15 protein-coding genes are annotated in these 12,717 nt (G+C 70.6%); 10 read left to right on the forward strand and 5 right to left on the reverse strand.

Going from position 1 to position 12,717, the window contains the following annotated elements:
• Positions 1 to 82 precede the first annotated feature (82 nt).
• Positions 83 to 1,117, forward strand: coding sequence for a hypothetical protein (locus tag F4556_RS23135; RefSeq protein WP_184919158.1), 1,035 nt, complete (start codon positions 83 to 85; stop codon positions 1,115 to 1,117).
• Between the two features lie 53 nt (positions 1,118 to 1,170).
• On the opposite strand, the gene F4556_RS23140 is transcribed toward F4556_RS23135, so the two are convergent.
• Both F4556_RS23140 and F4556_RS23145 read right to left on the reverse strand, forming a co-directional pair.
• The gene (locus F4556_RS23140) at positions 1,171 to 1,761 is read right to left on the reverse strand and encodes an isochorismatase family protein (protein WP_184919160.1); all 591 of its coding nucleotides are present in this window, start codon (positions 1,759 to 1,761) and stop codon (positions 1,171 to 1,173) included.
• 98 nt (positions 1,762 to 1,859) lie between these two features.
• A complete protein-coding gene (locus F4556_RS23145) occupies positions 1,860 to 3,176 on the reverse strand; it encodes a nicotinate phosphoribosyltransferase (RefSeq protein WP_184919162.1) in 1,317 nt (438 codons plus the stop codon).
• Between the two features lie 128 nt (positions 3,177 to 3,304).
• Between F4556_RS23145 and clpS the strand changes: the two genes are divergently transcribed.
• The 7 genes from clpS (at position 3,305) to F4556_RS23175 (ending at position 7,985) form a co-directional block, all read left to right on the forward strand.
• A complete protein-coding gene (gene clpS, locus F4556_RS23150; RefSeq protein ID WP_057237597.1) occupies positions 3,305 to 3,598 on the forward strand; it encodes an ATP-dependent Clp protease adapter ClpS in 294 nt (97 codons plus the stop codon).
• Positions 3,599 to 3,677: 79 nt separating this feature from the next.
• Entirely contained in the window at positions 3,678 to 4,241 is a 564-nt protein-coding gene (locus F4556_RS23155; protein ID WP_184919164.1) for a DUF2017 domain-containing protein, read from the forward strand.
• A 171-nt stretch (positions 4,242 to 4,412) separates the two neighbouring features.
• On the forward strand, positions 4,413 to 5,855 hold the full coding sequence (locus F4556_RS23160) for an amino acid permease (protein WP_184919166.1): 1,443 nt from the start codon (positions 4,413 to 4,415) through the stop codon (positions 5,853 to 5,855).
• Between the two features lie 44 nt (positions 5,856 to 5,899).
• Entirely contained in the window at positions 5,900 to 6,331 is a 432-nt protein-coding gene (locus tag F4556_RS23165; protein WP_184919168.1) for a M67 family metallopeptidase, read from the forward strand.
• 149 nt (positions 6,332 to 6,480) lie between these two features.
• Positions 6,481 to 6,597 carry a putative leader peptide gene (locus F4556_RS39525; protein ID WP_313068514.1) on the forward strand — a complete coding sequence of 39 codons (117 nt, stop codon included), beginning with the start codon at positions 6,481 to 6,483 and terminating at the stop codon, positions 6,595 to 6,597.
• A gap of 91 nt (positions 6,598 to 6,688) precedes the next feature.
• Positions 6,689 to 6,961, forward strand: a complete 273-nt coding sequence (locus F4556_RS23170; RefSeq protein WP_057237604.1) for a MoaD/ThiS family protein — start codon at positions 6,689 to 6,691, stop codon at positions 6,959 to 6,961.
• Positions 6,962 to 7,016: 55 nt separating this feature from the next.
• Positions 7,017 to 7,985, forward strand: coding sequence for a PLP-dependent cysteine synthase family protein (locus F4556_RS23175; protein WP_184919170.1), 969 nt, complete (start codon positions 7,017 to 7,019; stop codon positions 7,983 to 7,985).
• Positions 7,986 to 8,040: 55 nt separating this feature from the next.
• Here F4556_RS23175 and F4556_RS23180 read toward each other — a convergent pair whose 3' ends face one another.
• Positions 8,041 to 8,442 carry a type II toxin-antitoxin system PemK/MazF family toxin gene (locus F4556_RS23180; RefSeq protein WP_184919171.1) on the reverse strand — a complete coding sequence of 134 codons (402 nt, stop codon included), beginning with the start codon at positions 8,440 to 8,442 and terminating at the stop codon, positions 8,041 to 8,043.
• A 184-nt stretch (positions 8,443 to 8,626) separates the two neighbouring features.
• Between F4556_RS23180 and F4556_RS23185 the strand changes: the two genes are divergently transcribed.
• Together F4556_RS23185 and F4556_RS23190 are read left to right on the forward strand one after the other, a co-directional pair.
• On the forward strand, positions 8,627 to 8,821 hold the full coding sequence (locus F4556_RS23185) for a helix-turn-helix transcriptional regulator (RefSeq protein WP_184919173.1): 195 nt from the start codon (positions 8,627 to 8,629) through the stop codon (positions 8,819 to 8,821).
• A 185-nt stretch (positions 8,822 to 9,006) separates the two neighbouring features.
• A complete protein-coding gene (locus tag F4556_RS23190; protein ID WP_184919175.1) occupies positions 9,007 to 9,756 on the forward strand; it encodes an MBL fold metallo-hydrolase in 750 nt (249 codons plus the stop codon).
• A 60-nt stretch (positions 9,757 to 9,816) separates the two neighbouring features.
• Here F4556_RS23190 and F4556_RS23195 read toward each other — a convergent pair whose 3' ends face one another.
• The gene (locus F4556_RS23195) at positions 9,817 to 11,082 is read right to left on the reverse strand and encodes a PTS transporter subunit EIIC (RefSeq protein WP_184919177.1); all 1,266 of its coding nucleotides are present in this window, start codon (positions 11,080 to 11,082) and stop codon (positions 9,817 to 9,819) included.
• 288 nt (positions 11,083 to 11,370) lie between these two features.
• Positions 11,371 to 12,618, reverse strand: coding sequence for a PTS transporter subunit EIIC (locus tag F4556_RS23200; protein ID WP_184919178.1), 1,248 nt, complete (start codon positions 12,616 to 12,618; stop codon positions 11,371 to 11,373).
• Between the last annotated feature and the right edge of the window lie 99 nt (positions 12,619 to 12,717).

A 12,717-nucleotide genomic window follows, 5' to 3' on the forward strand; every position in this document is an offset into this window, starting at 1 on the left:
CGAGTCCCGGTTTCGCGACGGTTGCGTAACGGTGCGTCAGGTCGTGGGTGCGGAGCGGGGCCGGATGGGGAGGGTTGTCGGCATGAGCAGCTACCAGATTCCGTCGCAGTCGCCCTCCCTCGAGGAGCTGGCCCGCCGCCAGCAGAACGTGATCACCGCCAGCCAACTACGTGCTCGCGGGGTGCCGACCAGGGTGGTCAGCGGCCACTGTCGCGAGGGCGGTCCGTGGCAGCGGCTGTTGCCCCGGGTCTACCTGCTGCAGGGTGGTGAGCCGACGCCGGAGCAGCGGATGTGGGCCGCTCTGCTGTACGCCGCGCAGAACGGGCGGGAGGAGGGCCGCCGGGACGGCGCGGTGATCACCGGCGCGGCGGCGCTCGCGCTGTACGGATTCAGCTCGGCGCCCCGGCTGCCCGCCGTGACCGGGGTGGAGGTGCTGGTGCCCCGGCAGCGACGGCTGAAGGACGCGGGGGAGGTCCGGATCCGGCGTACGGAGCGGGAGTTGGTGGCCCGGTCGGTGCACGGGCTGGCCTGTGCCCCGGTGGCCAGGGCGGTGGCCGACACGCTCCGGGAGTGGACCGACGCGGGTGCCTTCGACACCGGCGCGGTGCCGGCCGGGCAGCTCAGGGCGGTGCTCCGGGAGGCGCTGGCCAAGACCGAACCCGGCTGCACGCTGCGGGAGTTGCTGGCCGAGCTGCGGGAGGCCGACCTGCTCGGCGAGGACCGGGTGCGGGCCGCGGTGGACGAACTGCTGGCGGCGGAGCGGGAGTCGGTGCTCGGCCGGATCGGCGAGCTGGTGGACGAGTGGCTGCTGCCGGCGCCGCTGGTCGGGCCGGAGCTGCGGATGCGCGGCGGCACTTTCGTGGCCGTGCCCGACCTGTACTGGCCGGCGGCCGCGGTCGCGGTCGAGGTGGACTCGGAGCTGCGCTGCGTCAGTGAGGGCGAGGCGGCCTGGGTGCGGGGCGGCCAGCACCGGATGGAGTACCTGGGGGTCCGGGTGGTGTACGTGTCGGGGGAGCGGCTCGCCGCCGAGCCGGACGTGGTCGGCGGCGAGCTGCGGGAGGAGTTCCTGGCGGGCGGCACCGATGTGGTCGAGCTGCTGGTGACCAGTGACGACTGAGCGCGCACGCGGCGGGGGTGGACCGGGAGCCGAGTGGTCGGGCTCCCGGTGGATCAGCCGCGGACGATCGGCGTGCCGGTCAACTCCACGCCGGATTCCCGGAGTTCGGTCAGCGCGGTCTCGGTGGTGGTGGCCGCGACACCTGCGGTGAGGTCGAGCAGGACCCGGGTGGTGAAGCCCTCCCGCCGGGCGTCCAGCGCGGTGGCCCGGACGCAGTGGTCGGTGGCGATGCCCACCACGTCCACCTCGGTGACGTCCCGCTCGCGCAGCCAGTCGGCCAGCGTCGCCCCGTTCTCGTCGAAGCCCTCGAAGCCGCTGTAGGCGGCCGAGTGCGCGCCCTTGTCGAAGACCGCCTCGATCGCGCCCGAGATCACCGCGGGCGAGAAGTTCGGATGGAAGCCCACCCCCTCCGTCCCGGCCAGGCAGTGCACCGGCCAGGAGCTGACGTAGTCCGGCTCGGCGGAGAAGTGCGGCCCCGGGTCGATGTGGTGGTCCCGGGTGGCGCAGATGTGCGCGTAGCCGGGGGTCGACTCGGCGATCAGGTCGGTGATCGCGGCGGCCACCTCGGCGCCGCCGGCCACGGCCAGGCTGCCGCCCTCGCAGAAGTCGTTCTGCACGTCCACGACGATCAGTGCCCGATGCATGGGGTTGCTTCCTTCTCCGCCACCGGGGGCGGTGTGGTGGGCCTCGATGGTGGCCACTGTAGGGAGTTACGCGCGTAGGCGGAAGGGGTGACGCCCTGTCAAGGGGCCAGTCGCAGCTCGGTGGGCAGCACCGGCTCGCCCTTGGAGAGCTGGGTGGCCGAGAGCGGCAGCGAGTCCCGGACCCGGAGGTGCCGGTCGCGGGCGGCGGCGAGCGGTTCGCGGCCGACCACCTTGCCGCCGCGGATCAGCGGGACGTGCAGCAGGTACGGCTCCAGCTCGGCCGGCACCGGCCCGGTGCCGACCACCTCGGCCGCCGCCACGCCCTCGGCGTCGGGCTGCCGGGCGGCCCACTTGCGGCCGCCCACGCTGGACTTGGCGCCGGCGGAGCGCTTGGCGACCGAGACCAGCGGCCCGTCGGGCGCGGTGGCCCGGGCGACCAGCTTGTAGACCATCGCGCAGGTCGGTTCGCCGCTGCCGGTGACCAGGCTGGTGCCGACGCCGTAGCCGTCCACCGGGGCGGCGGCCAGGGCGGCGATGGCGTACTCGTCCAGGTCGGAGGTGACGATGATCCGGGTGCCGGTGGCACCGAGTTCGTCCAGCTGGCGGCGGACCCGGTGGGCCAGCAGGGTGAGGTCGCCGGAGTCGATCCGGACCGCGCCGAGCCCGGGCCCGGCCACCTCGACGGCGGTGCGCACCGCCTCGTTCAGGTCGTAGGTGTCGACCAGCAGGGTGGTGCCCCGGCCCATCGAGTCGATCTGCGCGGTGAAGGCGTCCCGCTCGCTGTCGTGCAGCAGGGTGAAGGCGTGCGCGGCGGTGCCGGTGGTCGGGATGCCGTAGGTGAAGCCCGCCGCCAGGTCCGAGGTGGCGCCGAAGCCCGCGACGTACGCGGCCCGGGCGGCCGACACGGCGGCGTCCTCGTGCGCCCGGCGTGCACCCATCTCGATGCACGGCCGTCCGCCCGCCGCGCTGGTCATCCGGGAGGCCGCGGCGGCGATCGCCGAGTCGTGGTTGAGGATCGACAGGATCAGGGTCTCCAGGATCACCGCCTCCGCGAAGCTGCCCTCCACGGTGAGCAGCGGCGAGCCGGGGAAGTAGACCTCGCCCTCGGGGTAGCCGTGGATGTCACCGGAGAACCGGTAGTCGGCGAGGTACCGCAGGGTGGTCTCGTCGACCACCTTCTGGTCGGCCAGCCAGTCCAACTGCGGGGTGGTGAAGCGGAAGTCCTCGACCGCGTCCAGCACCCGGCCGACCCCGGCCAGCACGCCGTAGCGGCGGCCGTTCGGCAGTCGTCGGGTGAACACCTCGAAGACCGAGCGCCGGTGGGCGGCGCCGCTGCGCAGGGCGGCCTGCAGCATGGTCAGCTCGTAGCGGTCGGTGAGCAGCGCCGTGGAGCGGCGCACGGTGTCGGCATCCATGGGGATGATGCTACTGGACTTAGCGTCACTTTGACGATTTCTCGCGCCGATCGACCCGGATTCGCTCGTGAGTCCCCCGGATGGAAGCATGAGAGGCGGTAAACCGTGTCCCGACGAGGAGTGCAGCCGTGAGTGTCGCGCCCGTGGAGATCGAGCGCCCGGAGGTCGAAGGCATTCCAGCGGTGGAGCCCGACACCCCCTGGGTCACGATCGTCCACAACGACCCGGTCAATCTGATGAGTTACGTGCAGTACGTCTTCCAGGCCTACTTCGGCTTCCCGAAGGAGAAGGCCAGGACGCTGATGATGGAGGTGCACCAGAAGGGTCGCGCCGTGGTCTCCAGCGGCTCCCGCGAGGAGATGGAGCGGGACGTCCAGGCGATGCACGGCTACGGCCTGTGGGCCACGCTCCAGCACGACTGACCGACCGCGACCGACCGACCGGGATCGACCACCACGACCGAGCAATCACTCCACCACGACGACGGGTTGACGACTAATCATGGTTCGGCTGTTCGAGAGCACGGGCGACGGCGGCGCGCGGGCCGCGCTGGACGAGGGTGACGCCGCTCTGCTGCGCTCGCTGTTCGTGCAGGTGCTGGAGATGATCGGCCCCGGTCCGGCCGCGAGTGCCGACCCGCTGGCCGCGCTGTTCGCCGAGGGGCCGAGCAAGCCGCCCGCCGACCCGGCGCTGGCCCGGCTCTTCCCGGACGCCTACGGCGACCCCGAGAAGCCGGTGGACCAGGAGGCGACCGCGTTCTCGGCCGAGTTCCGCCGCTACACCGAGCCCGACCTGCGGGCCCGCAAGCGGGACGACGTGCTGGCGGTGATCCGCAGCCTGGACGGGCTCGACGCGGGCGAGGAGCTGACGGTGCCGGCCGAGGAGTGCCCGCGCTGGCTCGGGGCCACCAACGACCTGCGGCTGATCCTCGGCACCCGGCTCGGGGTCACCGAGGAGGACGACTTCTTCGGGCTGCCGGACGACGACCCGGCCAAGCCGCTGGCGATGGCCTACCTGTGGCTCGGCGCCCTGCAGGAGTCCCTGCTGGAGGCGATGGCCGACTGACCCGGCCGCCCCTGAGTCCCCGTCCCACACCGTGGGACGGGGGCTCCGGCATTTCCGGCATCACGCCACCAAACCTGACATCACATGCTCAAATATCGCTCAGATACGCACCGGTATCCGGGCGCCGCGTGGTACGACTGCCACTCCCCACGAGTCAAGGACGGTGGCCCGATGACCCAGCAGCAGTACGACGAGGTGACCGACCCGGTACCGGACGAAGAGGGCTACGCCCGAGGTCTGGGCAGCCGTCAGATCCAGATGATCGCGATCGGCGGCGCGATCGGCACCGGCCTCTTCCTCGGCGCGGGCACCGCCATCTCCAAGGCGGGCCCGAGCCTGATCCTCAGCTACGCCGTGGCCGGCCTGGTGATCTTCGCGATCATGCGGGCGCTCGGCGAGCTGCTGACGTACCGTCCGGTCTCCGGCAGCTTCGCCGAGTACGCCCGCGAGTTCCTCGGCCCGTTCGCGGGCTACGTGACCGGCTGGACGTACTGGCTTTTCTGGGTGGTCACCGGCATGGCCGAGACCACCGCCGCCGCCGTGTACGTGAAGTTCTGGGCGCCGGACATCCCGCAGTGGATCTCCGCACTGGTCTTCCTGGTGATCCTGTACGGCGCCAACCTGATCTCGGTGAAGCTGTTCGGCGAGATCGAGTTCTGGTTCTCGATGATCAAGGTGACCGCGATCATCGGCATGATCCTGATCGGCATCGGGGTGCTCACCCTCGGCTTCAGCGACGCCGGTGACACCGCCGCGCTGAGCAACCTCTGGTCGGACGGCGGCTTCTTCCCCAAGGGCATCGGCTCCACCGTGATGACCCTGCAGATCGTCATGTTCGCCTACCTCGGCGTCGAGCTGGTCGGCGTCACGGCGGGGGAGAGCGAGAACCCGCAGAAGACCCTGCCGCGCGCGATCAACACGCTGCCCTGGCGGATCGCGCTGTTCTACATCGGCGCGCTGGTGGTCATCCTGGCCGTGGTGCCGTGGCGGGAGTTCTCCCCGGGCGTCAGCCCGTTCGTGGCCGCGTTCGAGAAGATGGGCATCCCGGCGGCGGCCGGGATCATCAACTTCGTGGTGCTCACCGCCGCGCTCTCCTCCTGCAACTCCGGGATGTACTCCACCGGCCGGATGCTCCGCGACCTCGCGCTGCGTGGCCAGGCCCCCGGGCAGCTCACCTCGCTCAACCGGCAGAAGACCCCGGCCGCCGCGATCACCGTCTCCTGTCTGCTGATGGGCCTCGGCGTGGTGCTCAACTACCTCGCCCCGGCCAAGGCGTTCGAGTACATCACCTCGGTCGCCACCGTCTGCGGCCTGTGGACCTGGGCGATGATCCTGATCTGCCAGATCCGCTACCGGACCGCCTGGAAGGCCGGTCACCTGCCCGCGCCGACCTTCAAGGCGCCGGGCGGCGTGGTGGCCAGCTGGGCCGCGCTGGCCTTCCTGGTGATGGTGATCGTGCTGATCGCGATCGACGAGGACAGCCGGATCTCGCTGTACGTCTTCCCGTTCTGGGCGCTGCTGCTGGTGGTCGGCTACCAGGTGCTCAAGCGCCGCAACCCGGCGGCCGTGGTGCCGCACGGGCACGACCACGTCCACGCCAAGTCCGGCAACTGAGACGGCTGATGGGGGCGGCGCGGACGGCTGGCTATCCTGACCGGATGCTGACCATCACCCGAGAGCTGCACGACGCGATCGTCGCCCACGCCCGTGCCGACCACCCGGACGAGGCCTGCGGCGTGGTCGCGGGCGCGGCCGGCAGTGGCCGCCCCGAGCGGTTCATCCCGATGCTCAACGCGGCGCGCTCGCCCACCTTCTACGAGTTCGACTCCGGTGACCTGCTCAAGCTCTACCGCGAGATGGACGACCGGGACGAGGAGCCCGTGATCGTCTACCACTCGCACACCGCCACCGAGGCGTACCCGTCGCGGACCGACGTCAGCTACGCCTCCGAGCCGAACGCCCACTACGTGCTGGTCTCCACCGCCGACGGCACCGAGCCGGGCGACCCGTTCCAGTTCCGCTCGTTCCGGATCGTGGACGGCGTGATCACGGAGGAAGACGTCGAGATCGTCGAGGCGTACGCCGCCTGACCGGCTCCCGGCCCGCCGCACCGCCTGACCAGGCCGGTACGGCGGGCCGCGGCGCGTCCGGACCCCGCCATCTCACCTGTAGATACGGAAACATCCGGATGTCGAGACGGAGATGTCGGAGCGGGGGCGGGAATCTATACGATGAGCCCATGCGTTCCGTCGATGTGAGCAACCAGGCCCCGGGCATCCGCCTCGTGGCGCGCCTGCACGTCGACCTGTGCCGGCTCGCCAGCGCGATCTGTCCCGGCCCTGCCGACGCCCGCTGACCTCGGCACCATCCGCTTTTCCCGGCCCCCGGGGCCACCCTCCCCTGCCGCGCCCGCGGCCACCCGAACCCTTCCGATCAGGAGCGCAGCCATGGCCATCGAGGTCCGCATCCCGACCATCCTCCGCACGTACACCGACGGCCAGAAGGCCGTCGAGGGCGCCGGCGCCAACCTCGGCGAGCTGTTCGCCGACCTGGACGCCCGGCACCCCGGCATCGCCGCCCGTCTGCTGGACGGCGGCGAGCTGCGCCGCTTCGTCAACGTCTACCTGAACGACGAGGACGTCCGCTTCCTGGAGGGCATCGGCACCGGCCTGACCGACGGCGACAGCGTCACCATCCTCCCGGCCGTGGCCGGCGGCTGAGCCCCGAGATCCGCCGCACCACGTCCCGCTCCTCGACTGCCGGAGGCTCCGTCAGATGAAGTACGACAGCCCGCTCGAAGCCGTCGGCAACACTCCGCTGGTCCGCCTGCCGCGGATCTCCGCCGCCGTGCCCGGCAACGGGGACGGGCTGGTGACCCTGTGGGCCAAGCTGGAGGACCGCAACCCGACCGGTTCGATCAAGGACCGGCCGGCTCTGCACATGATCGAGCGGGCCGAGGCGGCGGGGCTGCTCACCCCCGGCTGCACCATCCTGGAGCCGACCAGCGGCAACACCGGCATCTCGCTCGCCATGGCGGCCAAGCTCAAGGGCTACCGGATGGTCTGCGTGATGCCGGAGAACACCAGCGAGGAGCGTCGCGAGCTGCTCCGGATGTGGGGCGCGGAGATCATCCCCTCGCCCGCCGCCGGCGGCTCCAACACCGCCGTCCGGATCGCCAAGGAGATCGCCGCCGAGCACCCGGACTGGGTGATGCTCTACCAGTACGGCAACCCGGACAACGCCGGCGCGCACTACGCCGGCACCGGCCCGGAGATCCTCGCCGACCTCCCCGGCATCACCCACTTCGTGGCCGGTCTGGGCACCACCGGCACCCTGATGGGCGTCGGCCGCTACCTGCGGGAGAAGTCCCCGGGCGTCCAGATCGTCGCGGCCGAGCCGCGCTACGACGACCTGGTGTACGGGCTGCGCAACCTGGACGAGGGCTTCGTGCCCGAGCTGTACGACGCCGAGGTGCTCACCACCCGGTTCTCGGTCGGCTCGGCCGACGCCGTCCGCCGCACCCGCGAACTGCTCCAGCAGGAGGGCATCTTCGCGGGCGTGTCGACCGGGGCGATCCTGCACGCGGCGATCGGGGTGGGCCGCAAGGCCGCCCAGGCCGGGGAGCGCGCGGAGGTGGTCTTCGTGGTCGCCGACGGCGGCTGGAAGTACCTCTCCACCGGCATCTACACGGCCGAGTCGACCGAGGCCGCCGTCGAGGCGCTGCAGGGTCAGCTCTGGGCCTGACGGCCGGTCGGCCCGGTACGGCGCGGTCCCCGAGGGGGCCGCGCCGTCCGTCGTTTCAGCGCAGGGCCCGCTGGGCCTTCGCCCAGGTCGGCGCGTCCAGCGGGCCGACCCGGCGGCGGAACGCGCGCAGCGGCACCTCGCGCAGCTCGTCCGTCTCCAGCCAGCTGGCCCGGCCCTGCCGGTCGCCGACCGCGCCCGGCGGCAGGGCCAGCACGCCCAGGCGGTCGTCGCGCCGCTTGCTGGTGATCTTCGCGACGGTGGCGGTCCGCCGGTTCACCCGCAGCACCAGGCACGGCCGGTCCTTCGTGCCGGGCCCGTCCTCGAACGGCACCTCGGCCCACCACACCTCGCGGGCCACCGGCCCGCCGGCCGGGGCGGGGGTCCGTCGTCGGCGGACCGCGACCAGCACCGCGAGCAGGACCAGTACGACCAACGCCGCTATCAGCCACTTCTCCATCCGCAGACCGTACAACCACGTCCCGGTACAGCTGTGACAGTTGAGCATTTATCCGTTTGGTGCTGCTGATTTGTCACGGAACGACCACGGAGTCCCTTCTGCACTAAAGATTCTCGTTGGGCCGGAAAAGCTGATCGCGAGCTCCCGACAGCAACCCTCGGAACCCTCCCTGAAGGTGGCCCAGATGTCCTCACGCAGCGACGAGTTGTGGTCGTACACCGAGATCGCCCGGCACATCAACGTGCAGGCCGACACCGTGCGCAACTACCGGCGGCACGGCCTGCTGCCGGATCCGGACATGATCGACGGCAGTGGCCATCCACGCTGGTTCGCGGGCACCATCCGCGCCTGGGCCCGGAACCGCCCCGGCAACCGCTGAGGCTCCCCGCCCCCGTCTCCCGCACCGCCGTCCGGCGCGCCCCGTTCTGGTGACATCAGCCACAGCACGGCACGGAGACGGGGGCAAAGTGCCTCCCGGCCCTTACTCTCATCTGGCAGCCGGCCGCTACCACCAGGTAGCTCCGCAGGCACGGACCATGACCCATCGGGGTGGAGGGGCTCGGCATGAAACTGACCGTGGTGGGGTGCTCGGGAAGCTTCCCGTCCGCCGAGTCGCCCTGCTCCAGCTACCTGATCGAGGCCGACGGCTACCGGGTGGTGCTGGACCTCGGGAACGGCGCGCTCGGCGCGCTGCAGAAGTACTGCGGTCTGTACGACATCGACGCGGTCCTGCTCAGCCACCTGCACGCGGACCACTGCATCGACCTCTGCGCCTACTGGGTCGCCCGGAACTACCGGCTGGAGGGCTGCCCCGAGCCCGTCCCGGTGTACGGACCCGCGGGCACCGCCGACCGGCTGGCCCGGGCGTACGACATGCCCGAGCAGCCGGGGATGACCGAGGTCTTCGACTTCCGCACCCTCACCGAGGGCAGCTTCCGGCTCGGTCCGCTGACCGTCACGACGGTCCGGGTCAGCCACCCGGTGGAGACCTTCGCGTTCCGGATCGAGCACGGCGGCCGCAGCCTGGTGTACTCCGGCGACACCGGCGAGTGCGCGGCACTGGTCGAACTCGCCCGGGGCGCCGACCTGTTCCTCTGCGAGGCGGCCTACACCCACGGCAAGGAGACCTTCACAGCCGTCCACCTGAACGGCCGGGAGGCGGGCGAACATGCCGCCGCGGCCGGGGTCGGCCGCCTGGTGCTCACCCACATCCCGCCGTGGACCGACCCCGAGGTCAACCGCCGGGACGCCGCTGCGGTGTACGCCGGCCCGGTCGAACTCGCCCGCCCGGGCGCCACGTACGAGCTCCGCTAGCACAACGAGCGGACCCCGCCCGGCAGTTGCCGGGCGGGGTCGTCAAGTACGGGTGGCGGATCAGGCCTTGGTGAGCTCCTCGAGCTCCTCGTCGGTCTCGCGACCGGGAGTCGGCAGGTTGAACTTGGTGATGGCGAAGCGGAAGACCCCGTAGTAGACCGCCGCGAAGACCAGGCCGATCGGGATGATCAGCCAGGGCTTGGTGGCCAGGTTCAGGTTCAGCAGGAAGTCGATCGCACCGGCGGAGAAGGTGAAGCCGTCGTGCACACCGAACGCCCAGGTGACCATCATCGAGACGGCGGTCAGCACCACGTGCACCACGTACAGCAGCGGTGCGATGAACATGAACGAGAACTCGATCGGCTCGGTGATGCCGGTCATGAACGAGGTCAGCGCGAGCGACAGCATCATGCCGGTGACGGCGGCGCGACGCTCCGGGCGGGCGCAGTGCGCGATCGCCAGCGCGGCGGCCGGGAGGCCGAACATCATGATCGGGAAGAAGCCGGACATGAACTGACCGGCCGTCGGGTCACCGGCGAAGAAGCGGTTCAGGTCACCCTGCCAGACCTTGCCGGCCCCGTCGGTGAAGCTGCCGGACTGCTGGTAGAAGAAGGTGTTCACGAACTGGTGCATGCCGACCGGGATCAGACCCCGGTTCGCCAGGCCGAAGATGCCGGAGCCGACCGCGCCCAGGCCGATCGCCCAGTTGCTGAAGCTGTCCAGCGCGCTGCCGATCGGGCCCCAGGCCAGGCCGACCACGATGCCGGTCAGGGTGCCGACGAAGGCCATGATGATCGGGACGAGCCGACGGCCGTTGAAGAAGCCGAGCCAGTCGACCAGCTTGGTGCGGTGGTACTTCTGCCAGAGGACCGCGCTGAGCAGACCGATGATGATGCCGCCGAGCACGCCCGGGTTCTGCGGCTTGCCCGCCGGGAGGGCGGCGGTCACGCTGCCGTCCACCGGGAAGACGGTGAGGACCTGCTTGAAGACCAGGTAACCGACCAGCGCGGCCAGCGCGGTGGAGCCGTCCGCCTTCTTGGCGTAGCCGATCGCGATGCCGACGCAGAACAGCAGCGGCAGGTTGTCGAAGACCGCACCACCGGCGGCCCCGAAGGTGGCCACCAGCTTCGCGGGCAGGTGCAGCTTCTCCTGCAGGTCCGGCTGGCCGAGGCGGAGCAGGATGCCGGCGGCCGGGAGGACGGCGATCGGGAGCTGGAGGCTGCGGCCGATCTTCTGCAGGCCCTGGAGCAGGTTCTGCCCGAACTTCTTGGCCCGAGACGGCGTCGGTGCCGCGGCAGGCGCCGGTGCCGGTGCGGTCGTGGTCATGGGGGTGGTTCCTAACGGCAGGGCGGATCGGTCGGGGGAGGAGCATCGGGGGCCGAACCGCGAACTGGTCTACACCACTAGTGGTGTAGACCAGTTTTCTAGCACGCCGGGAAGAGAGCCGGAACCCCTGGAAGGCGTGCAGGTGGGAAGCGCTATGAAATCGAAACCTTCTTTTGGATTAATGATCATGGCTACCCGCCGTAATCGCTGTTTTGGCGAGTTGCGCAACAAAAGGCCCGCCCCCGGCGGCGGGTGCCGTCGGGGACGGGTTTTCGGATTGACCGGGCGTCAGGCCTTGGTGATGTCCTCGATCTCGTCCTCGGGCTCACGGCCCGGGGTGGTGAGGTTGAACCTGAGGATCGCGAACCGGAAGAGCGTGTAGTACAGCGCCGCGAAGCAGAGCCCGATCGGGATGATCAGCCAGGGCTTGGTGGCGAGGTTCCAGTTCAGCAGGTAGTCGATCAGTCCGGCCGAGAAGCTGAATCCGTCGTGCACGCCGAGGGCCCAGGTGAGCGCCATCGAGAGGCCGGTGAGCAGGGCGTGGATCACGTACAGCACCGGGGCGATGAACATGAAGGAGAACTCGATCGGCTCGGTGACGCCGGTGATGAAGCTGGTCAGCGCGACCGAGACCATCATCCCCATGACCGCCTTGCGGCGCTCCGGGCGGGCGCAGTGCGCGATCGCGATCGCGGCGGCGGGCAGGCCGAACATCATGATCGGGAAGAACCCGGACATGAACTGACCGGCCGTCGGGTCACCGTGGAAGAAGCGCGGGATGTCGCCGATCCAGGTCTGGCCGGAGGTGTCGGTGAAGCTGCCGACCTGCTGCTGGAAGAAGGTGTTCAGGAACTGGTGCATGCCGATCGGGATCAGCAGCCGGTTGGCCACGCCGTAGATGCCCGCGCCGGCCGAGCCGAGGCCGACCAGCCAGTCGCTGGCGTTGGTCAGGCCGGTGCCGATCGGGCCCCAGGCCAGGCCGACCACCACACCGACGGCGGTGCCGACGAAGGCCATGATGATCGGGACGAGGCGGCGGCCGTTGAAGAAGCCGAGCCAGTCGACCAGCTTGGTGCGGTGGTACTTCTGCCAGAGGATCGCGCTCAGCAGGCCGATCACGATGCCGCCGAAGACGCCGGGGTTCTGCGGCTTGCCGGCGGGCAGCGCCTCGGTGACCGTCCCGGCCACCGGAAAGGCCGTCAGCACATTGTGGAAGACCAGATATCCGACCAGCGCGGCCAGCGCGGTCGAGCCGTCGGCCTTCTTGGCGAAGCCGATCGCCACGCCGACGCAGAACAGCAGCGGCAGATTGCTGAAGACGGCGTCACCGGCGGTGGCGAAGACGGTGGCGACCTTGCCCCAGCCGAGGCCGTCCTTTCCGAACACGTCGTCCTGCCCCAGGCGCAGCAGGATGCCGGCCGCGGGCAGTACGGCGACCGGCAGCTGCAGGCTGCGGCCGATCTTCTGGAGGCCCTGCAGCAGGCCGGCACCCGGCTTCTTGGCGGGGGCCGCCGCAGGGGCGGTCGTCGTACTCATGGGCTGTCCTTCGGCGGTGGGCGACTCTGCGCACCGATCGGCGGGCTGGCCGATTGGTCTACACCAGTTGAGGTGCAGCCCTTTTCTAACACGCTGCTG

Origin of the sequence: Kitasatospora gansuensis, assembly GCF_014203705.1 — a bacterium.
Lineage (GTDB): Bacteria > Actinomycetota > Actinomycetes > Streptomycetales > Streptomycetaceae > Kitasatospora > Kitasatospora gansuensis.